Source organism: Streptomyces sp. NPDC091371, assembly GCF_040684275.1.
Taxonomy (GTDB): Bacteria; Actinomycetota; Actinomycetes; order Streptomycetales; family Streptomycetaceae; genus Streptomyces.
In genome coordinates, this window is sequence record NZ_JBFBFP010000001.1 from 551,342 (window position 1) to 574,377 (window position 23,036).

Consider the following 23,036-nt stretch of genomic DNA (forward strand, 5'->3'; position numbering starts at 1 on the left):
CCCCCGGCGTCAGTCCGTTCGGACCGTCAGGGTGGCGGTGCCCGTCAGCACCCGGTGGTCGGAGCACAGCTGCAGGGTCTTGCCGCCGTCGATCGAGCACCGCGTCGGGATCGCCTTCGAGTCGGCGGTGTAGGTGCTGTCCGGGGCGAGCTGCCCGGTCGGGGCGAGGATCAGGTCGATCTTCGGATTGCCCAGGTTCTCGGCACACGGGGTCGGGTTCGAGTCCGGGGTCGCCGGGTCGTCGAGCGCGGTCCACTCGCCGTACCCCGGGCAGTGCGCGGGATCGGCGCCGTCGAGCTCGGTCCGCCCCTCCATCAGCGGGCCCAGCCGGGCGAAGCCGGGCTGGGCGTTGAAGTCACCCGCGACGAGGTACGACTCGCCGGCGGCGGTGAATCCGTCGAGGATGTCCCGCACCGCGTTGAGCTGCTGGCCGTTGATCTTCGGCGACGTGGGCTCGGGCAGGCGCCGGTTCGAGCCGGTGATGTGCGTCGTGCAGAACTTCATCTTCGGCTGGGCGGCCAGCGGCGCGCACAGCATGCTGCGGTCCTCGGTGTAGCCGCCCGAGTCCGCCTCGGCCTGCGTGTAGTCGGCGGGCAGCACGTAGGTGCGCGAGATGCCCAGCTCCGCCTTGCTGAACAGGGCGTTGCCGAAGGCCTCGCCGTTGCAGACGGTGGTGCCGGCCGCGTGGGTGGTCGCGAAGCGGGCGAAGCTTGCGGCCTCGGTCCACGGGGTGGCGCCGGAGCTCAGCTTGCCGCGGATCTCCTCGTACTGGCCGCGGCAGATCTCGTTGAAGGAGACGAAGTCCGGGTTCTGCGTCTTGATCGAGCCGACGGCCTCGTCGACCATCCAGCGGGCGCCGTTGGCCTCCCAGACGGCGTCGGTCGACGCGGTGCCGTCCAGCCCCTTGTTGATCTTGTGCCCGGCCACGTTCCAGTGCCACACCGTGTACGTCTTCACGGTGGTGGGCACCGGGTCCGCGCCCGCGCCCGCGGGCGCGGACCCGGCCGAGACGAGTACCGCCGCCAGCGCCAGCGCGGCCGCGCCCGCCGCCCGTCCGATGGATCTCATGCCTGTGAACCCCCCTGGGAGGGCGGCGGACCGTGTGTCCGCCACCGCGACCCGGAGGATCTCATGATCAACGGGAGGAGTGGCTACGCCCCCGCTCCGCCGCCCCCGGCCCGGACCAGGCCCGTCTCGTACGCCAGGACCACCACCTGCACGCGGTCGCGCAGGTTCAGCTTCGTCAGGATGCGGCCCACGTGCGTCTTCACCGTGGCCTCCGACAGGACGAGGCGGGCCGCGATCTCACCGTTCGACAGCCCCTGGGCCACCAGCAGCATGACCTCGCGCTCGCGCTCCGTCAGCCGCTCGACCTCCTTGTTCTGCGGCTCCTGCGTGGTTGTCGGCAGCATCGGGGCGAAACGGTCCAGCAGCCGCCGCGTCGTGGACGGGGCGACCACCGCGTCCCCGCTGTGCACCGAGCGGATCGCCGCGAGCAGCTCGGCCGGCGGGACGTCCTTCAGCATGAAGCCGCTCGCGCCCGCCTTCAGACCCGAGAAGGCGTACTCGTCCAGGTCGAAGGTGGTCAGGATGATGACCTTCGGGTGCTCCTCCGGCTCGCAGATCCGCCGCGTCGCCTCGACCCCGTCGAGCTTCGGCATGCGGACGTCCATCAGCACCACGTCCACCTTCGTGGCCCGCAGCACCTCCAGCGCCTCCAGGCCGTTGCCCGCCTCGGCGACGACCTCCATGTCCGGCTGTGCGGCCAGCACCATCCGGAAACCGGTGCGCAGCAGCACCTGGTCGTCTACCAGCATCACGCGGATGGACATCGGTTACCTCGTCCTCGTCATCGCTTCATCGCTTCTTGAGTGGGAGCAGCGCGCTGATCCGGAAGCCGCCGCCCGGCCGCGGCCCCGCGTCCAGGGTTCCGCCGACCATACCGATCCGCTCGCGCATGCCGATCAGCCCGTGCCCGGCGCCGTCCGCGCCGCCGTCCTCGTACAACTCGTGGGCCGCGCCCCGCCCGTCGTCCTCGACGAGCAGGCCGAGCCCGTCGTCGAAGTAGACCAGCCGCACGCTCGCCTTCGCGTCCGGGCCGCCGTGCTTGCGCGTGTTGGTCAGCGCCTCCTGCACGATCCGGTACGCCGTCAGCTCCACGCCGCTGGGCAGCCGCCGCGGCGCGCCCTCGACCTCGAAGTCCACGGCGAGCCCCGCCGCCCGCACCTGCTCCACCAGGACCTCGATCTGCTCGACGTCCGGCTGCGGCACGTAGTCCTCGGACTCCTGCGGTTCGCCGGTGCGCAGTACGCCCAGCAGCCGGCGCATCTCGGCCAGTGCCTGGCGGCCGGTCCCGGAGATCGTCTGCAGGGCCTCCTTGGCCTGCTCGGGGGCCACGTCCATGACGTACGCGGCTCCGTCGGCCTGGACCACCATCACCGAGACGTTGTGCGCGACGACGTCGTGCAGCTCGCGGGCGATCCGGGCGCGCTCGGCGGCGACCGCCACCTTCGCCTGCGCCTCGCGCTCCTTCTCCAGCCGCTGGTTGCGCTCGATGAGCTGGGCGTAATAGGCGCGGCGGGTGCGCAGCGAGTCGCCCATCACCCAGGCGAGCACGAAGGGGACGATCATGAAGATGGTGAACAGCACGGTGTCCGCGTCGCTCGTCCCCTTGTCCACGCCGAACCGCAAGGCGTAGAGCGGGGCGGCGGCCAGCCCCCAGCCCAGGGCGGTGCGGGAGACCCAGCGGGGGACCTCGCTCGCGGCGACCGTGAAGAGGATGACGAGCATCGCGAAGTCGTACACGCCCGCTTCGGCACCGAGGACCAGCTGGTAGATCCCGGCGCCGAGGGTGACCCAGAACATGCCCTGCGTCCACTTGCGGCGCAGGGCCACGGCGGTGCTCAGTGCGAGGACCGCGGGGACCATGGCGAGACGCCAGGTCTTGCTGCCTTCGATGCCCACCACGTTCAGCATCGACACCCCGAAGAAGAGGACAGCCCAGAAGCTGTCGACGCCCGTCGGGTGTCTGCGGAGGAAGTCGTAGAGGCGCTGCACGTAACCCAGAGTAGGGAACGGCGACAGGTGCTGGAGTCAACCAGAGGTGCGAACCTCGCACGGGGGGCGTACTCCGCAAGGTGGACGGTGAACTTAACCTTTGCGTGATGAACACTCAGCCTGAAGTCGGGGAACCGGTCCGGTGGCGGACCGCGATGGAAGCCGCCCTGTACGGCCCCGGCGGCTTCTACGTACGCCCCGGCGGGGCCGGGCCCGCCGGGCACTTCCGCACCTCGGTGCACGCCTCGGGGCTGTACGCGGCGGCCGTGGCCCGGCTGCTGCGGTGGGTGGACGCCTCGCTCGGTCACCCGCGGGAGCTGGACCTCGTCGACATGGGGGCCGGGCGCGGGGAGCTGGTCGCGGGGGTGCTCGCCGCGCTGCCCGCGGAGGTGGCCGCGCGGGTGCGTCCGTACGCGGTCGAGCGCGCGGAGCGGCCGGCCGGACTCGACCCGGGGATCCAGTGGGTGGCGCGGCCGCCCGAGCGGACGATGGGGCTCCTCTTCGCCAACGAGTGGCTGGACAACGTGCCGCTGGAGGTGGCCGAGGACGGGCGGTACGTGCTGGTCGCGCGCGACGGTACGGAGTCCCCGGGCGGCCCCCTCGACGCCGCCGACCGGGCCTGGCTGGAGCGCTGGTGGCCCGGCGCCGAGCAGGCCGGCCGCGCCGAGATCGGCCGGGCCCGCGACGAGGCGTGGGCGGCCGCCGCGGCGACCGTGGAGCGGGGCCTGGCGGTGGCGGTGGACTACGCCCACACCCGGGACGCCCGGCCCCCGTACGGCACCCTGACGGGTTTCCGCGCGGGCCGCGAGGTGCCGCCCGTCCCGGACGGCAGCTGCGACGTCACCGCCCACGTGGCCCTGGACTCCTGCGCGGGCCCCGGCGCGGTGCTGCTGACCCAGCGCGCGGCGCTGACCGCCCTCGGCGTCTCGGGCGCCCGCCCCCCGCTGGCCCTGGCCTCCACGGATCCGGCCGGCTACGTCCGGGCCCTGGCCTCGGCGGGCGAGGCGGCGGAGCTGACGGCCCGCGAGGGCCTGGGCGCCTTCGGCTGGCTGGTCCAGCCGGCCGGGATCGGGCCGTGGCCGGACGGCCCGCTGACCTGACCCCGGCGTGACCCGGCGTGACCCGGCGTGACGCGGCGTGACGCGGAAGGGGCCGGCACCCCGCACGGGATGCCGGCCCCTCATCGTGGTTCCGCTTACTGGTCGACCTCGTCGTGGCCGGTGTGCAGGCCGCCGCCGCTGCCCGTGCCGCTGGTCGGCTCGGAGACGACCGGCTTCGACAGGGGCGCCAGGTCGAAGGCGTAGTGGCCGACCGCGTCCGCGATGACGTCGACGTTGATGTCGAGCGCCTTCTGGTCGATGTTCGCGAGGGTGTCACCCTTGCCGTGGTAGTTCACGTCGTAGGCGACACCCGCCTGACCGCCGAACTTCGCGGCCTGCTCGGCCGTCATGATGCCCTCGGCGCCCGTGAACGTACCGCCGGACGGGATGCCCACCGCGATGAACGGGCCGTAGTCCGAGCGCCCGGAGAAGTCCGTGCCCTCGTGCGGGATGTTCTTGGAGTCGAGGAAGCTGGTGATCCCCTTCTCCAGCTGGGCGGAGCCCTCCGGGCCGGGGCCCGCGCCCGTCTTGTCCGAGTCGTCGCCGTCGTAGACGAAGTACGCGGAGTTCGGCGAGGCGATCATGTCGAAGTTCAGGTAGAGCTTGATCTGCTTCTTCTGTGCCTCGGTCAGCCCGTCGACGTACGCCTCCGAGCCGAGCAGGCCGAACTCCTCCGCCGACCACCAGGCGAACTTGACCTTGTTCTTGATCTTGTCCTGGCTGCTCGCGAGGCGCTGCGCGACCTGGAGGATGCCGGCCGAGCCGGAACCGTTGTCGTTGATGCCCGGGCCCGCCGCGACCGAGTCGAGGTGCGCGCCGAGGAACACGGTGTTGTCCGCGTCCCCGCCGCGGGTCTCCGCGACGACGTTGTACGTCTTGCGGTTCTCGCGCAGCTGACGGATGTCGAGGGTGACCTCGACCGGGCCGGCCGCGACGTCGGCGGCGAGCTTCTCGCCGTCGGCCTTGGTGATGCCGCCGGTCGGGATCTTGCCCACGTTCGGGTCGCCGAGGGTGCCGTTCAGGGCGCCGTCGGTGTTGTTGTATATGACCGCGCCGACCGCGCCCGCGGCTGCCGCGTTGGTCTGCTTCGTCGCGAACGTGCAGCCGCCGCGCTTGATCAGGGCGACCTTGCCGGTGAAGGCGCCGGCGGCGAAGTCGCCCGGCTCGCAGCCGTTCGTCCCGTCCGCGTCGACGGGGGCGGCGGCGACCTGGGCGGTGACGCCCCCGGCCGGGGAGTTCGCCGTGTACGTCATCAGGTGGATCGGGACGTCGTGCGCGTTCGCGCCGTTCACCGTGAGCTTCTCGGCGATCGACTCGACGTACACGAACTCGAACTCGTTCTTCGTGACCTGGTAGCCGGCCGCCTTCATCACGGCCTCGACGTACTTGGCGGACTGCTCGTGGCCCTTGGAACCGGCCACGCGGGTGCCGTTGTTGTAGTCCGCGATCGACTGGAAGACCTTCAGGTGGTTGTAGGCGCCCTTGCCGGTCGAGTCCTTCACCAGTTTCCTGGCCAGTGCGTCAGCCCGGGCGGCGTCGCTCGCGGGGCTGGTCGCGCCGGCCGGGCCGGCGAGCATCAGCGGGGAGACAAGGGCCGCGGCGGCCAGGGCGGCGGTCGCTGCGGCTATACGGCGTGAGGGCATGCAGGGTCCTTCCACGGCAAAAGTGCGAGCAGGGAGGAGCGGTGGACGCACGTTAGACAGCAACGGGCCACTCTGGCCAGACTTTTCACTGATTCCGGTTTATGAATTCCGTATATCGGCGACTTGGCGGCATCTTCGGGGCAGCTCCGGCCCTAGCGGAGGATGCCCTCGATGAAGTCCGACCCGATGCGCGCCACGGCGGCCAGATCCAACTGATGCTGGACGTACCGGCCTTGGCGTCGCGTATGGAGCAGACCGGCCTTTTTCAGGACGGACAGGTGCCGCGACACCTCCGGCGCGGTGATGCCGTACACGGTCGCCAACTCGCTCGTCGTGTACGGGGCCCGCGCCAGACTCCGGCACAGCCGCATCCGCATCGGATGGGCGAGGGCCTCCATCCGCCGCTGGAGCAGCTCCACCGAGCCCGGTGCGGAGACCGGTTCGGGGGTGCCGAGCGGATAGTGGACCACCGGACGCCAGCCCGGCGCGTGCAGCACGAGCAGGTGCGGCCAGCCGAAGTTGGTCGGTACGAAGACCAGCCCGGCGCCTATTCGCGGATCGGTGGCGGTGGTCGAGCCGTTGACCATCTTGTCGGCGGTGATGGTGGTCCGGGCCTCGTCCACGCTCAGCGCGGAGGAGACCTCCTTCAGCGCGGCCGGCAGCCCCTTGTGGCGCAGCACCTCCGTCTTGTGCCGGGCGTCCGCGCTCTGGCCGGGCTCCACCCGCCGCCAGGTCTCGGCGAAGAAGGCCTCGTCGCAGTCCTCCAGCAGGCGCCGCATCCACACCCGGACCCCGGCCGGGTCGTCCAGCAGCCGCAGGGAGAAGTCCAGCTGCCGGGGGCCGCGGGCGGCGGCCGTCTCCAGGGCCTTGGCCCGGGCGCGGGGGTCCGTGAGGGGGGAGGGCAGGCCCTCGTCGTACAGCGCGAGCCAGCAGTGCTCCAGGGCGGCCATGACGAACCGCTCGTCGTCCAGCCGGTCGAGTACGTCGAGCTCCGCGGCCAGCGTCCCGGCGGGCAGCCCGGTCCCGCCGGGGATCCCGGCGAAGGCCATGAAGATGTCGGAGAAGGAACTCCGCCACATGAAGTCCGCCTCCAGCAGCCGGTCCGCGAGGCCCGGATCGAGCGCGGCGGTGGTGGCGGTGGTCCAGGAGGTGAGCGCGGGGTGATGGGCGGGCTGGTTGAGCGCGTGCAACGCCATGCAGAGCTCTGCGAGCGGGGAGGGCGCGAAGGAGATCCGTCCCGCGGGCAGGCCGGCGATGTCGATGGTGACGCTCATCGGGCCATTCTCCCGGGCGGGGCGGCGCGGCCGGTGCGGCCCGCCGGGTCCCTCCGGGTGGTTCGCCTGCGGCTCCGCTCCCGGGGCTCCGCCCCGGACCCCGCGCCTCAAACGCCGGCGGGGCTGGATGTGGCCGGCGTCAGCCTGCAACCGCGGGTAGCGCCCGGGCCTGCTGGATTGCCCGCAGGGCGATTTCAGCCCCTCCGGCGTTTGAGGAGCGGGGTCTGGGGCGGAGCCCCAGTTTCGGGAAGGGGCGGGGTGGGGAAAGGCCCCGCGCAGCGGCAGCGGCGCCCGATTGACGCGGGCCGTCAATCGTCGTGCGGGTCGGCACCGGCAGGCGCAGGGTGGAGGCATGACTTCCATGGAGCAGTACCTCGTAGACGCCTGGCGGGCGTCCCAGCACGGCGACCCCCCGCCACCCCCACCCGGCCGCGACGACCTCGCCGTCCTCCGCGCCACCCGCTCGTACGAGCAGTTCCAGGCGGTGCTCGACGGCCGCCCGGCAGGGCACCCCTGGCGGGCGGCGGCGGCCAGACTCCTGCGGATCCGCTAGTCGAAGTTCGGCGCGTTGCGCTCGTACACCAGCCGCAGCCCGATCAGCGTCAGCCACGGCTCGTGGTCGTCGATCACCGAGGACTCCCCGAGGACGATCGGCGCCAGGCCGCCCGTGGCGATGACCCGCACGTCGGACGGGTCCCCGGCCGGGCCCGCCAGCTCGCGCGCCATCCGGTTCACGATCCCGTCGACCTGGCCCGCGAACCCGTAGACCACGCCCGACTGCATCGCCTCGACCGTGGACTTGCCGATCACGTTCCGCGGCCGGGCCAGCTCGATCTTGCGCAGCTGCGCACCCCGTACGCCGAGCGCCTCCATCGAGATCTCGATGCCGGGGGAGATCACCCCGCCCACGTACTCGCCCTTCGCGGACACCGCGTCGAAGGTGGTCGCCGTACCGAAGTCGACCACGATCGCCGGGCCCCCGAAGAGCTCGACCGCCGCGACCGCGTTGATGATGCGGTCCGCCCCGACCTCCTTCGGGTTGTCCATCAGGATCGGCACGCCCGTCTTGATGCCGGGTTCCACCAGCACCGCCGGGACGTCGCCGTAGTAGCGGCGGGTGACCTCGCGCAGCTCGTGCAGGACCGACGGCACCGTCGAGCAGATCGCGATGCCGTGGATCCCGTCGCCCAGCTCGCTGCCGAGCATCGGGTGCATGCCCATCAGGCCCTGCATCAGCACGGCCATCTCGTCGGCCGTGCGACGCGGGTCGGTCGAGATGCGCCAGTGCTCGACGATCTCGTCACCGTCGAACAGGCCCAGGACCGTGTGGGTGTTGCCTACGTCGATGGTGAGGAGCACGGGTTACACCGCCTCGCGCAGATCGAGGCCGATGTCCAGGATCGGCGAGGAGTGGGTCAGCCCGCCGACCGCGAGGTAGTCCACCCCCGTCTCGGCGTACGCCCGGGCGGTGTCCAGCGTGAGGCGGCCCGAGGACTCCAGCACCGCGCGGCCGGCCACCAGGGTGACGGCCTCCTCGGTCTCCGGGACGGTGAAGTTGTCCAGCAGGATCAGGTCGGCGCCCGCGTCCAGGACCTCGCGGACCTGGTGCATCGTGTCGACCTCGACCTCGATCGGGACGTCCGGGAAGGCCTCGCGCACGGCGTTGAAGGCCTGCGCGACGCCGCCCGCGGCGATCACGTGGTTGTCCTTGACCAGCGCGGCGTCCGACAGCGACATGCGGTGGTTGACGCCGCCGCCGCAGCGGACCGCGTACTTCTCCAGCGCGCGCAGGCCGGGCGTGGTCTTGCGGGTGTCGCGGACCCGGGCCGCCGTGCCCTCCAGGACGTCGGACCAGCGGCGGGTGGCCGTCGCGATGCCCGACAGGCGGCACAGGATGTTCAGCGCGCTGCGCTCGGCGGTCAGCAGGTCGCGGGTGCGGGCGCGGACCGAGAGGAGCACCTCGCCGGCCTTGACGGCGTCGCCGTCCTCCGCGTGCCGCTCCACCTCGAAGGCCTCCGTGCAGACCACGGAGAACACGGCCTCGGCGATGCGCAGGCCCGCCACGACGCCGTCCTCGCGCGCGACGAAGTCGGCGACGGCCTCGGCGTCCTCGGGGACGGTGGCCACGGTGGTCACGTCGACCCCGCCGTCCAGGTCCTCGGAGAGCGCCATGTGGGCGATGTCCTCGACCTCGATGGGGTCGAGGCCCGCGTCCACCAGCAGCTGGGCCAGCGCCGGGTCCAGCCCGGTCTCCTCGCCGTCGCCGCAGGCGCAGTCGTCGCCGCAGCCGCCGTCGTTCTGGTCGATCAGGGGAAGTTCGGGGGTGCTCACGGTCACTGCTCCAGGCTCAGGGGGTGGGTTACGGGCGGGAAGTCGGCGGAGTCGGTCGGGGTGACGACCAGGGCCCGCCGCTCGGTCGCGGACAGCCGGACCACGAGGTGGCGGCGCCAGGCGGCGTCGTCCCGGTCCGGGTGGTCCTCGCGCCAGTGGCAGCCGCGGGTCTCCACCCGCCGCTCCGCGGCGGCGACCAGCACCCGCGCCACGCACAGCAGGTTCGTGGCCTCCCAGGTGTCCACACCCGGTTCGGCGGTCTTGCCGTGCGCTTCGAGCTCGTTCAGGGCGGTCGCGTAGAGCCCTTCGAGGGACTCGGCGGCCGTGCGCAGCGACGCGGCCGAGCGCAGCACGCCCGCGCCGTCCGTCATGATCCGCTGGATCTCGTACCGGGCCCCGGCGGGCTGCAGCGGCCCCGTCGCGGGGACCGGGACGCCCGGGCCGCTGCCCGAGCGCTCCTGCCGGGCGATGTCCTCGGCGATGCGCTCGGCGAAGACCAGGCCCTCCAGCAGGGAGTTGGAGGCCAGCCGGTTCGCTCCGTGCACGCCCGTGCAGGCGACCTCGCCGCAGGCGTACAGGCCGGGGACCGTGGTCCGGCCGTGCAGGTCCGTCCGTACGCCGCCGGACGCGTAGTGCGCGGCGGGCGCGACCGGGATCGGCTCGGTCACCGGGTCGATGCCGTGGGCGCGGCAGGCGGCCAGGATGGTGGGGAAGCGCTGCTCCCACATCTCGGCGCCGAAGTGCCGGGCGTCCAGGTACATGTGCTGGGCGCCCTGCTCCTGCATGCGGCGCATGATCCCCTTGGCGACGATGTCGCGCGGGGCGAGCTCGGCCAGCTCGTGCTGGCCCACCATGAAGCGCACGCCGTCCGCGTCGACGAGGTACGCGCCCTCGCCGCGGACCGCCTCCGACACCAGCGGCTGCTGCCCCTCGGCGTCCGGGCCGAGGAACAGCACCGTCGGGTGGAACTGCACGAACTCGAGGTCGGAGACCTCGGCCCCGGCCCGCAGGGCGAGGGCCACGCCGTCGCCGGTGGACACCGACGGGTTGGTGGTCGCGGAGAACACCTGGCCCATGCCGCCGGTCGCCAGGATCACGGCGGGCGCGTGGACGGCGCCGACGCCGTCGTGCTGGCCCTCGCCCATGACGTGCAGGGTCACCCCGGCCGTACGGCCCTGGGCGTCCTGGAGCAGGTCCAGTACGAGCGCGTTCTCCACCGTCTCTATGCCCGCCGCGTGCACGGCCTCGACCAGCGCCCGGGAGATCTCCGCACCCGTGGCGTCGCCGCCCGCGTGCGCGATCCGGCGCCGGTGGTGGCCGCCCTCGCGGGTCAGCTCTATCTCCCCGGTCTCGGCGGAGGTGTCGAAGACGGCGCCTGCCGCGATCAGCCGGCGCACCGCGTCCGGCCCCTCGGTGACGAGCAGCCGTACGGCCTCCTCGTCGCACAGGCCCGCGCCCGCGATCAGCGTGTCGTCGAGGTGCTGCCCGGGGGTGTCGCCCTCGCCGAGGGCCGCAGCGATGCCGCCCTGGGCCCAGCGGGTGGAGCCGTCGTCGAGCCGGGCCTTGGTGACCACGACCGTGCGGCGGCCCGCGGCGGCGCAGCGCAGCGCCGCGGTCAGGCCCGCGACGCCGGAGCCGACGACCACGACGTCGGCGTCGACGGCCCAGCCGGGGGCCGGCGCGTGCAGCCGTATGCGCGTGCCCGCGCCCTCGTCCGCGCCGCCCGGCGGGATGGCTCTGCCTGGGGTGCTCACGTGTGTGCTCCGAACTCCAATGGAAGGTTGTCGATCAGCCTGGTCGTGCCCACCTTCGCCGCGACGGCCAGCACGGCCTGCCCGGTGAACTCGGGGCCGACGTCGGTGAAGTCCCGCGGGTCCACCAGCGCCAGGTAGTCCAGTACGAGCGGAGGCTCGTGCCGGCCCGCCTCCTCCAGGACGTGCCGCGCGGCGGCCCGTACGGCGTCCGGCAGCCCGCCGCCCGCCGCCGACACGGCGTGCGCGTCGGCGGAGGCGCGGATCTCGCCCAGCCGGGCCAGGGCGGTGGCCCGCTCGTCGCTGGCCGGGGAGGCCTCGGCGCGGGCCCGCAGCGCCGCCTGCGCGGCGAGCCGGTCCTGCCCGGCGAACAGGGCGCGCGACAGGGCCAGGGCGGTGCGCCGCTCGCCCGGGGAGAGGTAGCGGTTGCGGGAGGACAGCGCGAGCCCGTCCTCCTCGCGGACGGTCGGCACGCCGACCACCTCCACCGGGAAGTTCAGGTCCGTCACCATCCGCCTGATCAGGGCCAGTTGCTGCGCGTCCTTCTGGCCGAACAGCGCCAGGTCGGGGCGGGTCAGGTGGAGCAGCTTCGCGACGACGGTCAGCATCCCGTCGAAGTGCCCGGGGCGGGTGGACCCTTCGAGGCGGCCGCCCATCGGGCCGGCGCTGACCCGCACCTGCGGATCGCCGCCCGGGTACACCTCGTCGACGGCTGGCGCGAACACCGCGTCGGCGCCCGCCGCTTCGGCGATCGCGAGGTCGGCGTCGAGAGTGCGCGGGTAGCGGTCGAGGTCCTCGTTCGCCCCGAACTGCAGGGGGTTGACGAAGACGGTGACGACGACCTGCCCCTCGGGCCCGGCCAGTTCACGGGCCGAGCGGATGAGGGTGGCGTGCCCCTCGTGCAGGGCGCCCATGGTCATCACCACGGCCCGGCGGCCGTTGCGCGGGAGCCCCAGCAGCTCCTCGGCGGTGTCGAGCAGCAGTTCGCTCACGGGGCACTGCCCCCTTCCGGCTCCGCGTCGGCGAGCACGCCGAGCAGGTCCTCGGCGAGTTCGGGCTTGAGCAGACCGTGCGCGAGGGCCCGGTCCGCGGTCGTCCGGGCCATCGCCAGGTACCCGGCGACCGTGCCGGGGGAGTGCTTGCGCAGCTCCGAGACGTGCGCGGCGACCGTACCGGCGTCCCCGCGGGCCACCGGCCCGGTCAGGGCGGCGTCCCCGGAGCGCAGGGCGTTGTCCAGGGCCGCGCCGAGCAGCGGGCCGAGCATCCGGTCGGGGTGCTCGACCCCGGCCTTGCGCAGCAGCTCCATCGCCTGGGCGACCAGGGTGACCAGGTGGTTCGCCCCGAGCGCGAGCGCCGCGTGGTAGAGCGGACGGCTCTCCTCCGCGATCCACTCGGGCTCCCCGCCCATCTCGATGACCAGGGCCTCGGCCGCCAGCCGCAGCTCCTCGGGGGCCGTGACGCCGAAGGAGCAGCCGGCCAGGCGCTGCACGTCGACCTCGGTGCCGGTGAAGGTCATCACGGGGTGCAGGGCCAGCGGCAGCGCCCCCACCCGGCGGGCCGGGTCGAGCACGGAGGTCCCGTACCGGCCCGAGGTGTGCACGAGGAGCTGCCCGGGCCGCACGGCGCCGGTCTCCGCGAGCCCCTCCACGAGGCCCGGCAGCGCGTCGTCGGGCACGGTGAGCAGCACCAGGTCGGCCAGCTCCAGCACCTGCGCGGGCGGGACGAGCGGCACGTCGGGCAGCATCCGCTCGGCGCGCCGCACGGACGCGTCGGAGACTCCGGACACGGCGACGGGCCGGTGCCCGGCCTGCTGGAGCGCACGGGCCAGCGCGGGGCCGACCCGGCCGGCTCCGACGACGCCGACGGCGAGCCGGGCAGGGCGCGGCTGCTGTGATGGATTCACGCGGGAAGGGCCTTCCGTTCCAGTCCGCGGGGGGTACCGGACGATACGCCGCCATGCTAAGCGCTCGCGGGGAAGCGGGGCACGTTCCCGAGAGCGCTCGGCTCCCGGGGTCGCCGCCGCCCGGTGGGCGATGATCGGGCCATGACCGATCAGACCGAGGGCACGGAGTACGAGCGGCGGCTGGTGGCGGCCTGGCGCGGAGCGGAGCGCACGCTGTCCCGCAGCCTGCGCGAGCCGACGGTGGCGGAGCTGCTGGCATCGCTGGCCGAGGCCCCCTACGACCTGGACGAACAGGCCGACGTGTACGGCGACGGGGTGGTCTCCGCCCTGGAGCGGCGCGTCGCGGACCTGCTGGGCATGGACGACGCGGCGTTCTTCCCCACCGGGACCATGGCCCAGCAGATCGCCCTGCGCTGCTGGGCGGGCCGCACCGGGAACCCGCTGGTGGCCCTGCACCCGATGAGCCACCCGGAGCGCTGGGAGAGCGGCGCCCTGTCGGCGGTCTCCGGCCTGCGCACGGCCCACCCGACCACGGACCCCCGCCAGCCCTCCGCCGAGGAGGTCGCGGCCCTCCCGGAACCCTTCGGCACGCTGATGCTGGAGCTGCCCCTGCGCGACGCGGGCTACCTCCTGCCCACCTGGGAGGAACTGGAGGAGCTGGTGGAGGCGGCCCGGGAGCGGGAGGCGGTGGTCCACTTCGACGGGGCCCGGCTGTGGGAGTCCACGGTCCACTTCGGCCGCACGCTGCCGGAGATCGCCGCGCTGGCGGACTCGGTGTACGTCTCCCTCTACAAGTCCCTCGGCGGGCTCAGCGGGGCCTGCCTGGCGGGACCGGCCGAGTTCGTCGAGGAGACCAGGGTCTGGCGCCACCGGTACGGGGGCCGCGTCTTCCGCCAGTTCCCCGCCGCCCTGTCCGCCCTGACGGGCCTGGACCGGGAGCTGCCCCGGCTGCCGGCCTACGTGGAACAGGCCCGCCTGGTCGCGGCCGCCCTGGGCCCGGCGCTCGCCGCGTCCGGCATCGCCTGGTCCCGGGTCAACCCGGAGGTCCCGCACACCCACCAGTTCCAGGTCTGGCTCCCCTTCGAAGCCCCGCACCTGACGGACACGGCCCTGCGCACGGCGGAGGAGACGGGCCGGGTCCTCTTCCGCCAGTGGTCCCCGACGGTGGTCCCGGGCATCGCGATGACGGAACTGACGATCACCACCCCGGGCCTCTCATGGACGCCTGCGGACGTGGCCTCGGCGGTAGCCGACTTCACAGCCCGCCTGTAGCTGCCCGACCCGACCGGAACGGTGGAAGGGCGGGTAGGGGACGGCTCCGCGCAGCGGTACACCCGCCACCCCCACCCGCACCGGCGAATCACCGAATTCCGCGAAAGCGACCGACGAAGTCCGGCCACGGCGTACCGTCCCCTCCGACGGGAATTCCCGGGACCGGAGGAGACACCATGACCGTCCAGCCCGCGCCCAGCATCAGCACCCGCGCCGGCGCCAGCCCCTGGCAGAAGTCCTCGTTCTGCGGCGAAGGAGACGCCTGCGTCTACGTCTCCGCCGCCCCCGGCACCCTCGTTCGCGTCGCGGACCGCGCCGACCCCGCCCACCTCGTGCTCGCCACGACCCAGGCCGCCTGGACCGATTTCCTCCGCGCGGTCAAGGAAAGCGGCTAGCAGAAGCGGCTGGAAGAAACCGCCGCGCCGCATTCCCACCTCAGGGGATTTTGTCCGATTAGCGCGTATCTTCGGCCCATGCCCACGCCCTACGGATCCCGCGGCGGCATGGCGTTCAGCGCCGCTGAACTGCTCGTGCTCAGGCGCTCCCTCGCCCACGCCCTTCAGTCCTCCACGGCCCCCCTCACGGCCCCGGAGGTCCAGGACTGCCTGCGCCTCGCGCAGTCGGTGGACGACGTGGTCGAGGAGGCGGGCCGGCTCAGAGCGTTCCTCCTGGAGGATCTCGCCCGCTACCGGGGCGCCCTGCCGGGCAGCCTGTCCGGCTACCTGGAGCTGCTCCAGGACGCCCTGGCGGCCGGCTACGAGCCCGTGCCCGACGACCTGGCCGCGCTGCGCGCCCTGCGGTCGAACCCTGTCGCCGCCGCGCTGCTGGACCGCGCCCAGGGGGTCGCGGAGCGCTCCGTACGGCGTCGGCTGTCGACGGCCCCCGCGCCCCGTACGCGGCTGCTGGCGCTGGCCGGCGGCCAGGAGCAGCGGCCCGCCCCGGAACCCCGGCCGAAGGAGCCGCAGCGGCCGGAGAAGCCGATCCCGACCCCGGGCGAGGTGTTCCCGCCGCGCCGCAAGCCCACCCCGCCCCCCACCGCCGGCCGCGCCGCCGGCTAGTGCTGTGACCGGCAAGGTTCACCGGGTCACGGCGCCCGGCACGGCACCTCGCTGCGTTGTCGGACCGCGCAAGTACGTCCAGTACGAGGCGCGGCCCTCCGCCTTGCGATGCACCGCACCGGACACCGCGACCCGGCAAACCTTTCCGGCCACAGCACTGGCTACGCTGTCCGTCATGGACTACGTCTCCGCGCTCGTGCCCCCCGTCGTGATGGCCGCGTTCTTCATCGCCCTCGTCAGGACGATCGTGAAGAGCCAGGGCGGCGCGAACAAGGCCAAGGAGGACGCGGCGGTCGACGCCGTGATCGCCCGGGCCGCGGGCACCCAGCAGCAGAAGTAGCCCCCGAGGGGCGACGGGCGTACGGCCTCCAAGGCCGTGCGCCCGATTTTGTTGCGCGTTGCTCCCCGAATAGTCGGGCAATTCCGCACAAGCCGCACTATCGTGCTGCTGTGCCTCGCCCCTTGGGAGAACTCGAAGACGCCGTGATGACGCGGGTGTGGCAGTGGAACCGCCCGGTCACCGTTCGGGAAGTACTGGAAGACCTCCAGCAGGAACGGTCCATCGCGTACACCACGGTCATGACCGTTATGGACAATCTTCATCAGAAGGGCTGGGTCCGCCGGGAAGCCGAAGGCCGTGCCTATCGATATACGGCGGTCTCCACCCGCGCCGCCTACTCGGCCGCACTGATGAACGAAGCCTGGTCCACGAGCGACAACCCCGCCGCCGCTCTCGTGGCCTTCTTCGGCATGATGTCGGCGGAACAGCGCGAAGCCCTCCGCGACGCCGTACGCATCGTCCAGCACGACGACGAGACCCCCGCCGCCCCCGAAGCCGAACCCGAAGCCGAACCCGAAGCCGAAGGGGACTCCGGCGGGCAGCCCGGGGCGCCGGGGCGATAGCGTCCGGTCGCATGGGAGAGTTTTCCGCCGCATCAGCCGCACAAGCAGAATCAGTGACGATCCGCCGTGCCCGCACCGGTGATGTTCCCGCACTGCGCCGCCTGCTCGACCAGTACGTTCAGCAGCGGATCCTGCTCGACAAAGCACCGGTCGTCCTTTACGAGGACATCCAGGAGTTCTGGGTCGCGGAACGCGCCTCGGACGGCCAGGTCGTCGGCTGCGGGGCTCTCCACGTGATGTGGGAAGACCTCGCCGAAGTGCGCACTCTCGCCGTCGACCGGGGGCTGAAGGGGGCCGGAGTCGGCCACCGGGTGCTGGAGCAGTTGTTGCGCACGGCCCGCGAGGTCGGCGTGAGCCGGGTTTTCTGCCTGACCTTCGAAGTGGACTTCTTCCGCAAGCACGGGTTCGTCGAGATCGGCGAGACGCCGGTCGAGACGGATGTCTACATGGAGCTGCTGCGTTCCTATGACGAGGGCGTCGCCGAGTTCCTCGGTCTCGAACGAGTGAAGCCGAACACCTTGGGCAACAGTCGGATGCTTCTGCACCTCTGATCGATCACCCGGGTTTTTTCCCGCGCTCCGCCCGCCCGTGGCCTATGTCCGAATCGCGCACGTTTCCCGCCTCGTTGCGGTCTCGAACCTCTCCCCGGGGGTTTGTGTTTTTCAGGCAAAAGCGGTTTCCTTTCCGCGTACTGCTTTTCGATGAAAGGAAATCCCGGTGGCACAGAAGGTTCAGGTCCTTCTTGTCGACGACCTCGACGGTGGCGAGGCGGACGAGACGGTGACGTTCGCTCTGGATGGCAAGACCTACGAGATCGACCTCACCACCGCCAACGCTGAAAAGCTCCGCGGTCTGCTCGACCCGTACACCAAGGGCGGCCGCCGCACCGGTGGCCGTGCCACCGCGGCCCGTGGCGCCAAGTCCCGCGCGGCCGCGACGGCCGGCAGCACGGACACCGCCGAGATCCGTGCCTGGGCCAAGGCCCAGGGGCTGAACGTCAACGACCGCGGCCGCGTCCCGGCCGAAATCCGCGAGGCCTACGAGAACCGCTGACCCGCGGCTTCCCGTAGGGGCGTACGTCGCCTCAGGCGCGCCCGGTGGCATTCCGTCGCCGCCGCCGCCACCAGGCGTACGAGATCGGGCCCGCGGGCGGGCCCGGCGGCCCGCCCGGGACCGGGCAGGGCCGGCAGGAGTGCCTCACACCCCTGCTCGGGGGGTCGCAGCCACACGGCGGCCCCCCGAGGGCTTTCTCCCGCGGGCGTCCCCGGAGGGGCCGGGGCGGTGATCCGGCCGCCCGCGCCCAGCGCGGCGAGGTCCAGGGCGACCCCGCCCCACTCCAGCCAGTCGAGCAGCCCGTCCAGCTCCTCCGCGCTCCCCGCGGCCACCAGGAACCGCATCCGGCGCCCGGTCAGCGCCACGGGCCCCGTGGAGACCGGCCGGCGCAGCAGCGCCGCCCCCGCGTCGGACGGCAGCTCCAGCACGTCGAACAGGGTCCCCGTGGCGAGCAGCCCGGGCGCCCCGCCCAGAACGGGCCAGCCGAGCACCCGCTCGTACCAGCCGGCGTGGGTGTTGCCCTCGGGCGGTACCCGGGGACCCGGGATGGTTACGGCCATGTCCGGAGCAACTTCCGAAACGCCGCCGGGTTACGGTCGATGTGACACACCGCACCCACATCGATGCGGAACGTAAACATCCGTGCGGCCGGAGTCCCGCATTCGGGACGGAACCTTGTTCGCCCTTAGCGGAGGGGACAGGTGCCACCGGCATGGAGTGTCAGTCCTTACGGGTAAGACATTCCTAGTGGATCGGGGCGACACGCTGATTTGAACGGCATCCGTTCGCCATCGGCGTACACGCATGACGGGTATCTGCCTGGCCTGCGGGAACATCGTCTCGCACCATCGAGTTGGAGCAGTAGTCGGCTCTTACAGCCGGTTTTCCTCACCGACGTGGGGGTGAGCCGTGGACGGATGTCGGCAGTTGGAATGAGCTGTCCCGTCCCGCGGGACTAGCATGCGGAAGGACAGGGCGGGGACCGACCCCGAACTGCCCGACCGCTCTGAGGAGCGATAAACGATGTTCGAGAGGTTCACCGACCGCGCGCGGCGGGTTGTCGTCCTGGCTCAGGAAGAAGCCCGGATGCTCAACCACAACTACATCGGCACCGAGCACATCCTCCTGGGCTTGATCCACGAGGGTGAGGGTGTCGCCGCTAAGGCCCTGGAGAGCCTCGGGATTTCGCTCGAGGCTGTTCGCCAGCAGGTTGAGGAGATCATCGGTCAGGGGCAGCAGGCCCCGTCCGGCCACATCCCCTTCACCCCGCGGGCGAAGAAGGTCCTGGAGCTTTCGCTCCGAGAGGCCCTCCAGCTCGGCCACAACTACATCGGCACCGAGCACATCCTGCTCGGCCTGATCCGCGAGGGCGAGGGCGTCGCCGCCCAGGTCCTCGTGAAGCTGGGCGCCGATCTCAACCGAGTCCGGCAGCAGGTCATCCAGCTGCTCTCCGGCTACACCGGCGGGGGCAAGGAGTCGGCCACGGCCGGCGGCCCGGCCGAGGGCACGCCCTCGACCTCGCTCGTCCTGGACCAGTTCGGCCGCAACCTCACCCAGGCGGCCCGCGAATCCAAGCTCGACCCGGTCATCGGGCGCGAGAAGGAGATCGAGCGGGTCATGCAGGTCCTGTCCCGCCGGACCAAGAACAACCCGGTCCTCATCGGCGAGCCCGGCGTCGGCAAGACCGCCGTCGTCGAGGGCCTGGCCCAGGCGATCGTCAAGGGCGAGGTCCCCGAGACCCTCAAGGACAAGCACCTCTACACGCTTGACCTGGGTGCCCTGGTCGCCGGTTCCCGCTACCGCGGTGACTTCGAAGAGCGCCTGAAGAAGGTGCTCAAGGAGATCCGCACCCGCGGCGACATCATCCTGTTCATCGACGAGCTCCACACCCTCGTGGGTGCGGGTGCCGCCGAGGGCGCGATCGACGCCGCCAGCATCCTCAAGCCCATGCTGGCCCGTGGTGAGCTCCAGACCATCGGTGCCACGACGCTGGACGAGTACCGCAAGCACCTCGAGAAGGACGCGGCCCTCGAGCGCCGCTTCCAGCCGATCCAGGTGGCGGAGCCTTCCCTCCCCCACACGATCGAGATCCTCAAGGGCCTGCGCGACCGCTACGAGGCCCACCACCGCGTCTCCATCACGGACGAGGCCCTCGTCCAGGCGGCGACGCTGGCCGACCGGTACATCTCGGACCGCTTCCTCCCGGACAAGGCGATCGACCTGATCGACGAGGCCGGTTCCCGGATGCGCATCCGCCGGATGACCGCGCCGCCGGACCTCCGCGAGTTCGACGAGAAGATCGCGGGCGTGCGCCGCGACAAGGAGTCGGCCATCGACTCCCAGGACTTCGAGAAGGCGGCTTCTCTCCGCGACAAGGAGAAGCAGCTGCTGGCGGCGAAGACCAAGCGCGAGAAGGAATGGAAGGCCGGCGACATGGACGTTGTCGCCGAGGTCGACGGCGAGCTCATCGCCGAGGTCCTCGCGACCGCGACCGGCATTCCCGTCTTCAAGCTCACCGAGGAGGAGTCCTCGCGACTGCTCCGCATGGAGGACGAGCTGCACCGCCGGGTCATCGGCCAGAAGGACGCCATCAAGGCGCTCTCCCAGGCGATCCGCCGTACCCGTGCGGGTCTGAAGGACCCGAAGCGCCCGGGTGGCTCGTTCATCTTCGCCGGCCCGTCCGGTGTCGGTAAGACCGAGCTCTCCAAGACGCTCGCCGAATTCCTCTTCGGCGACGAGGACGCGCTGATCTCCCTCGACATGTCGGAGTTCAGCGAGAAGCACACGGTTTCCCGCCTCTTCGGTTCGCCCCCCGGTTACGTGGGCTACGAAGAGGGCGGCCAGCTCACCGAGAAGGTGCGCCGCAAGCCGTTCTCCGTCGTCCTCTTCGACGAGGTCGAGAAGGCCCACCCGGATATCTTCAATTCCCTTCTCCAGATCCTGGAAGACGGTCGTCTGACCGACTCCCAGGGCCGGGTCGTGGACTTCAAGAACACGGTCATCATCATGACGACCAACCTGGGTACCCGGGACATCTCGAAGGGCTTCAACCTGGGCTTCGCGGCTCAGGGCGACACCAAGACCGGCTACGAGCGGATGAAGGCGAAGGTCAACGAAGAGCTCAAGCAGCACTTCCGGCCCGAGTTCCTCAACCGCGTCGACGACACGGTCGTCTTCCACCAGCTCACCGAGGAAGACATCATCCAGATCGTCGACCTGATGATCGCGAAGGTCGACGAGCGCCTCAAGGACCGCGACATGGGCATCGAGCTGAGCGGTGACGCGAAGCTCCTGCTCGCCAAGCGCGGCTACGACCCGATCATGGGTGCCCGGCCGCTGCGCCGGACCATCCAGCGCGAGATCGAGGACACGCTCTCGGAGAAGATCCTCTTCGGCGAGCTGCGTCCCGGTCAGATCGTGGTCGTCGGCAAGGAGGGTGAGGGCGAGGAAGCCAAGTTCACCTTCCGCGGCGAGGAGAAGTCGGCTCTGCCGGACCTCCCCCCGATCGAGGCCACGGGCTCCGGCCCGGACCTGTCGAAGGGCGCGTAACGCGGGAGCAGTACCAAGGGGCGGCCCCGGGACCGAAAGGTTCCGGGGCCGCCCCTTTTGGTTGCCCGCCGGTGACAAGCCGCACAGGACAATACGGACGTACTAGGCGTATTCGTAGATCCAATGACCCTCCGTACGCGCCCTCCGCCGCAGGTGGGGGCCACGTCAACAGGCCGTAAAGCCCTCACTCGGCTACGAGACCGGGTAGTAATCGGGAGGTTTGGGGAAGTTCGGACGCTCGGGTTACCAAGGTGAGGCCCACCCGGCACCTGCTTGATCGTGCCGGGTCACTTCATGCCCTGTCCCCGGCCCCGGAGGTCTCCTTCATGTCCGCGAAGCGCGTCAGCACCCGTCGTACCCGTATCGCCGTCGGCGCCACCGCTCTCGGTGCCGCTCTGGCCCTGGGAGCCGGGACGACCGCCGCGTTCGCCGACACGACGCAGACCGCCCTCGCCGGCACCGCCGAGCTCGTGGCCGAGCAGGCCACCGCGCAGGCCGCCAAGGCCGACGCCGCCGCGGCGAAGACCTCCCTGTGGGAGAAGCCGGTGGACAAGTACACGCTGTCCGCGACCTTCGGCAAGGGCGGCACCATGTGGTCGCACAAGCACTCCGGCCAGGACTTCGCCGTCCCCTCCGGCACCCCGGTCGACGCCGCCGCCGCGGGCACCGTCGTCAAGGCCGGCCCCAACGGAGGCGGCGACGGCCCGGCGTACGGCAACGCCATCGTGATCAAGCACGCGAACAACACGTACTCGCAGTACGCGCACCTCTCGAAGATCCAGGTCGCGATCGGCGAGAAGGTCGCCAAGGGCGAGCAGATCGCCCTGTCCGGCAACACCGGCAACTCCAGCGGCCCGCACCTGCACTTCGAGATCCGCACCACGCCGAACTACGGCTCGGCCATCAACCCGATGACCTTCCTGCGCAACGCCGGCGTCACCATCTGATTCAGCCGATGACCCAGGAATGGGTGCCGGTGGCCTTCGCCGCGTCGTCGAGCTGGCCCTTGCGGTAGGCGGCGGCCTGCTCCGGGGTGAAGGCCGTTCCGTAGAACCGGATGTAGGTCAGGGAGCCCGTCCAGGCGCCGACCCAGTTGTTGTCGTGGCGGGCCCGGCCCAGCTGCAACGGGCCCGCGTTCTGCCAGATCCCCGGGATCTGGGCCTCACCGGCCTTCTTGCCCTCCACGTAGAGGGCGATCATCTTCTTCTCGGCGTCGTGGACGGCGGTCAGCACCGTCGTGTCCTTGACAGTCTTCAGCCCCTCGGCGGCGACGGTCACGATCGTCGGCTTCGCGCTCTTCTCCGTGGTCCGCACCCGGAACACCCACGCCTGCTTGCCGTTCACCTCGTCGGCGCCCAGCTCGAACGAGAACGACTCGCCCGTGCCCTGGCTCATGGCGATGTGCGGGCCCTTGGCGGCGGAGGCGTTGTTGACGCGGGCCGACAGGGAGAAGCTCTTGGTCGTGTCCACGGCGGCCTCGGTGGCCTGGGCGTACGAGTTCGCATTGCCCTTGAGGCGGAGCTCGAAGTGCTCGCCCACCTTGGGCACCGTGGCCTCGGGGCCCATGCGCAGGCTGGTCTTGCCGACGCTGTCCCGGAGCAGGGACGGGTCGCTGGCGACGGTGGGGGAGTAGCCCTTCGACGGGGACGCGGACGCGCCCGGGTCGGGAGAGGCGGACGCGGAGGGCGTGTTGTCGGCGACGTTGTTGCCGTCGTCCTCGGCGGGCTTGTCGCCCTTCAGCAGGAAGAACGTTCCGCCACCGGCGAGCAGCAGCAGCACGGTCACAGCGCCGCCGATCATCCACAGCCGCTTCTTGCGCCGCTCGGCGGCCGACCGGTCGGCCATAGCCTCCCAGTCGGGCTGATCGGCGGAGGGTATGGCCCCCAGGTCGGGCTCGGGCCCCGGCGCGAAGGGCTGCGCGGGCCCGAAGGCGCCTGCGGACTGGTTCGGCGGGTAGCCGTAGCCACCGCCCTGCGGGTATCCGTAGCCGCCGGACGCGGCCGGTCCCGGCGGGAACCCGTAGCCGCCGCTCCCCGGGGCGGGCTCGGGCTGCGGGTTGCTCGGGGGATTCGTGCCGTCGGTCATGCCTCGGATGCTAAATCACGGACCCGCCCGGACCTATGCCGAGGTCCTGGCGGCCGG

The 23,036-nt window shown here is 71.8% G+C and carries 23 protein-coding genes; 11 read left to right on the forward strand and 12 right to left on the reverse strand.

The window, feature by feature from the left end:
* Positions 1-9 precede the first annotated feature (9 nt).
* The 3 genes from AB0O21_RS02730 to AB0O21_RS02740 form a co-directional block, all read right to left on the reverse strand.
* The gene (locus AB0O21_RS02730) at positions 10-1,068 is read right to left on the reverse strand and encodes an endonuclease/exonuclease/phosphatase family protein (RefSeq protein ID WP_365165310.1); all 1,059 of its coding nucleotides are present in this window, start codon (positions 1,066-1,068) and stop codon (positions 10-12) included.
* An 83-nt stretch (positions 1,069-1,151) separates the two neighbouring features.
* Positions 1,152-1,832 (reverse strand): response regulator transcription factor, encoded by a 681-nt coding sequence (locus tag AB0O21_RS02735; RefSeq protein ID WP_365165312.1) that lies wholly within the window; start codon positions 1,830-1,832, stop codon positions 1,152-1,154.
* 25 nt (positions 1,833-1,857) lie between these two features.
* Positions 1,858-3,057, reverse strand: a complete 1,200-nt coding sequence (locus tag AB0O21_RS02740) for a sensor histidine kinase (RefSeq protein ID WP_365165314.1) — start codon at positions 3,055-3,057, stop codon at positions 1,858-1,860.
* Positions 3,058-3,164: 107 nt separating this feature from the next.
* Here AB0O21_RS02740 and AB0O21_RS02745 point away from each other — a divergent pair, with 107 nt between their 5' ends.
* Complete coding sequence (locus tag AB0O21_RS02745) at positions 3,165-4,157, forward strand: SAM-dependent methyltransferase (RefSeq protein WP_365165317.1); 993 nt, start codon at positions 3,165-3,167, stop codon at positions 4,155-4,157.
* A gap of 95 nt (positions 4,158-4,252) precedes the next feature.
* On the opposite strand, the gene AB0O21_RS02750 is transcribed toward AB0O21_RS02745, so the two are convergent.
* Both AB0O21_RS02750 and AB0O21_RS02755 read right to left on the reverse strand, forming a co-directional pair.
* Positions 4,253-5,800 carry a M28 family metallopeptidase gene (locus AB0O21_RS02750; protein WP_365165320.1) on the reverse strand — a complete coding sequence of 516 codons (1,548 nt, stop codon included), beginning with the start codon at positions 5,798-5,800 and terminating at the stop codon, positions 4,253-4,255.
* Positions 5,801-5,952: 152 nt separating this feature from the next.
* Complete coding sequence (locus AB0O21_RS02755) at positions 5,953-7,074, reverse strand: DUF5937 family protein (protein WP_365165322.1); 1,122 nt, start codon at positions 7,072-7,074, stop codon at positions 5,953-5,955.
* A gap of 352 nt (positions 7,075-7,426) precedes the next feature.
* Between AB0O21_RS02755 and AB0O21_RS02760 the strand changes: the two genes are divergently transcribed.
* Positions 7,427-7,627 (forward strand): hypothetical protein, encoded by a 201-nt coding sequence (locus AB0O21_RS02760; RefSeq protein ID WP_365165324.1) that lies wholly within the window; start codon positions 7,427-7,429, stop codon positions 7,625-7,627.
* On the opposite strand, the gene AB0O21_RS02765 is transcribed toward AB0O21_RS02760, so the two are convergent.
* The 5 genes from AB0O21_RS02765 to AB0O21_RS02785 are packed head-to-tail and all read right to left on the reverse strand — an operon-like array spanning position 7,624 to position 13,059.
* Complete coding sequence (locus AB0O21_RS02765; RefSeq protein ID WP_365165327.1) at positions 7,624-8,433, reverse strand: type III pantothenate kinase; 810 nt, start codon at positions 8,431-8,433, stop codon at positions 7,624-7,626. The genes AB0O21_RS02760 and AB0O21_RS02765 overlap by 4 nt on opposite strands.
* A 3-nt stretch (positions 8,434-8,436) precedes the next feature.
* Positions 8,437-9,405 (reverse strand): carboxylating nicotinate-nucleotide diphosphorylase, encoded by a 969-nt coding sequence (gene nadC, locus AB0O21_RS02770; RefSeq protein ID WP_365165329.1) that lies wholly within the window; start codon positions 9,403-9,405, stop codon positions 8,437-8,439.
* Positions 9,406-9,407: 2 nt separating this feature from the next.
* Positions 9,408-11,159, reverse strand: a complete 1,752-nt coding sequence (locus AB0O21_RS02775; RefSeq protein ID WP_365165331.1) for an L-aspartate oxidase — start codon at positions 11,157-11,159, stop codon at positions 9,408-9,410.
* Positions 11,156-12,148: a pantoate--beta-alanine ligase gene (gene panC, locus AB0O21_RS02780; RefSeq protein WP_365165333.1), complete on the reverse strand. Its 993-nt coding sequence runs from the start codon at positions 12,146-12,148 to the stop codon at positions 11,156-11,158. Before panC ends, AB0O21_RS02775 begins: the two co-directional genes overlap by 4 nt.
* Positions 12,145-13,059, reverse strand: coding sequence for a DUF2520 domain-containing protein (locus AB0O21_RS02785; protein WP_365165335.1), 915 nt, complete (start codon positions 13,057-13,059; stop codon positions 12,145-12,147). Before AB0O21_RS02785 ends, panC begins: the two co-directional genes overlap by 4 nt.
* A 141-nt stretch (positions 13,060-13,200) precedes the next feature.
* Between AB0O21_RS02785 and AB0O21_RS02790 the strand changes: the two genes are divergently transcribed.
* From AB0O21_RS02790 to AB0O21_RS02820, 7 genes are all read left to right on the forward strand, one after another.
* Positions 13,201-14,331 (forward strand): beta-eliminating lyase-related protein, encoded by a 1,131-nt coding sequence (locus AB0O21_RS02790; protein ID WP_365165337.1) that lies wholly within the window; start codon positions 13,201-13,203, stop codon positions 14,329-14,331.
* Between the two features lie 176 nt (positions 14,332-14,507).
* Complete coding sequence (locus AB0O21_RS02795; RefSeq protein WP_365165339.1) at positions 14,508-14,726, forward strand: DUF397 domain-containing protein; 219 nt, start codon at positions 14,508-14,510, stop codon at positions 14,724-14,726.
* A 78-nt stretch (positions 14,727-14,804) separates the two neighbouring features.
* Positions 14,805-15,389, forward strand: a complete 585-nt coding sequence (locus AB0O21_RS02800) for a hypothetical protein (protein WP_365165341.1) — start codon at positions 14,805-14,807, stop codon at positions 15,387-15,389.
* Positions 15,390-15,564: 175 nt separating this feature from the next.
* A complete protein-coding gene (locus AB0O21_RS02805) occupies positions 15,565-15,729 on the forward strand; it encodes a hypothetical protein (protein ID WP_365165344.1) in 165 nt (54 codons plus the stop codon).
* A 110-nt stretch (positions 15,730-15,839) separates the two neighbouring features.
* Complete coding sequence (locus tag AB0O21_RS02810; protein WP_365165346.1) at positions 15,840-16,292, forward strand: BlaI/MecI/CopY family transcriptional regulator; 453 nt, start codon at positions 15,840-15,842, stop codon at positions 16,290-16,292.
* Between the two features lie 11 nt (positions 16,293-16,303).
* A complete protein-coding gene (locus AB0O21_RS02815) occupies positions 16,304-16,843 on the forward strand; it encodes an amino-acid N-acetyltransferase (RefSeq protein ID WP_365165348.1) in 540 nt (179 codons plus the stop codon).
* 166 nt (positions 16,844-17,009) lie between these two features.
* The gene (locus tag AB0O21_RS02820; RefSeq protein ID WP_365165350.1) at positions 17,010-17,345 is read left to right on the forward strand and encodes an Lsr2 family protein; all 336 of its coding nucleotides are present in this window, start codon (positions 17,010-17,012) and stop codon (positions 17,343-17,345) included.
* Here AB0O21_RS02820 and AB0O21_RS02825 read toward each other — a convergent pair.
* Complete coding sequence (locus tag AB0O21_RS02825; protein WP_365165353.1) at positions 17,330-17,905, reverse strand: SCO3374 family protein; 576 nt, start codon at positions 17,903-17,905, stop codon at positions 17,330-17,332. The two genes, AB0O21_RS02820 and AB0O21_RS02825, sit on opposite strands and share 16 nt — an antisense overlap.
* A gap of 463 nt (positions 17,906-18,368) precedes the next feature.
* Between AB0O21_RS02825 and AB0O21_RS02830 the strand changes: the two genes are divergently transcribed.
* Both AB0O21_RS02830 and AB0O21_RS02835 read left to right on the forward strand, forming a co-directional pair.
* Complete coding sequence (locus AB0O21_RS02830) at positions 18,369-20,894, forward strand: ATP-dependent Clp protease ATP-binding subunit (RefSeq protein WP_365165355.1); 2,526 nt, start codon at positions 18,369-18,371, stop codon at positions 20,892-20,894.
* Between the two features lie 326 nt (positions 20,895-21,220).
* On the forward strand, positions 21,221-21,841 hold the full coding sequence (locus AB0O21_RS02835; protein ID WP_365165358.1) for a M23 family metallopeptidase: 621 nt from the start codon (positions 21,221-21,223) through the stop codon (positions 21,839-21,841).
* Position 21,842: 1 nt separating this feature from the next.
* Here AB0O21_RS02835 and AB0O21_RS02840 read toward each other — a convergent pair whose 3' ends face one another.
* Positions 21,843-22,979 carry a LamG-like jellyroll fold domain-containing protein gene (locus AB0O21_RS02840; protein ID WP_365165360.1) on the reverse strand — a complete coding sequence of 379 codons (1,137 nt, stop codon included), beginning with the start codon at positions 22,977-22,979 and terminating at the stop codon, positions 21,843-21,845.
* Positions 22,980-23,036: the final 57 nt, after the last annotated feature.

Coding starts and splice junctions, on each gene's coding strand:
- AB0O21_RS02730 (WP_365165310.1), bottom strand. CDS start 1,068: ATGAGATCCATCGGACGGGCGGCGGGCGCGGCCGCGCTGGCGCTGGCG.
- AB0O21_RS02735 (WP_365165312.1), bottom strand. CDS start 1,832: ATGTCCATCCGCGTGATGCTGGTAGACGACCAGGTGCTGCTGCGCACC.
- AB0O21_RS02745 (WP_365165317.1), top strand. CDS start 3,165: ATGAACACTCAGCCTGAAGTCGGGGAACCGGTCCGGTGGCGGACCGCG.
- AB0O21_RS02750 (WP_365165320.1), bottom strand. CDS start 5,800: ATGCCCTCACGCCGTATAGCCGCAGCGACCGCCGCCCTGGCCGCCGCG.
- AB0O21_RS02755 (WP_365165322.1), bottom strand. CDS start 7,074: ATGAGCGTCACCATCGACATCGCCGGCCTGCCCGCGGGACGGATCTCC.
- AB0O21_RS02760 (WP_365165324.1), top strand. CDS start 7,427: ATGACTTCCATGGAGCAGTACCTCGTAGACGCCTGGCGGGCGTCCCAG.
- AB0O21_RS02790 (WP_365165337.1), top strand. CDS start 13,201: ATGACCGATCAGACCGAGGGCACGGAGTACGAGCGGCGGCTGGTGGCG.
- AB0O21_RS02795 (WP_365165339.1), top strand. CDS start 14,508: ATGACCGTCCAGCCCGCGCCCAGCATCAGCACCCGCGCCGGCGCCAGC.
- AB0O21_RS02800 (WP_365165341.1), top strand. CDS start 14,805: ATGCCCACGCCCTACGGATCCCGCGGCGGCATGGCGTTCAGCGCCGCT.
- AB0O21_RS02805 (WP_365165344.1), top strand. CDS start 15,565: ATGGACTACGTCTCCGCGCTCGTGCCCCCCGTCGTGATGGCCGCGTTC.
- AB0O21_RS02815 (WP_365165348.1), top strand. CDS start 16,304: ATGGGAGAGTTTTCCGCCGCATCAGCCGCACAAGCAGAATCAGTGACG.
- AB0O21_RS02825 (WP_365165353.1), bottom strand. CDS start 17,905: ATGGCCGTAACCATCCCGGGTCCCCGGGTACCGCCCGAGGGCAACACC.
- AB0O21_RS02830 (WP_365165355.1), top strand. CDS start 18,369: ATGTTCGAGAGGTTCACCGACCGCGCGCGGCGGGTTGTCGTCCTGGCT.
- AB0O21_RS02835 (WP_365165358.1), top strand. CDS start 21,221: ATGTCCGCGAAGCGCGTCAGCACCCGTCGTACCCGTATCGCCGTCGGC.
- AB0O21_RS02840 (WP_365165360.1), bottom strand. CDS start 22,979: ATGACCGACGGCACGAATCCCCCGAGCAACCCGCAGCCCGAGCCCGCC.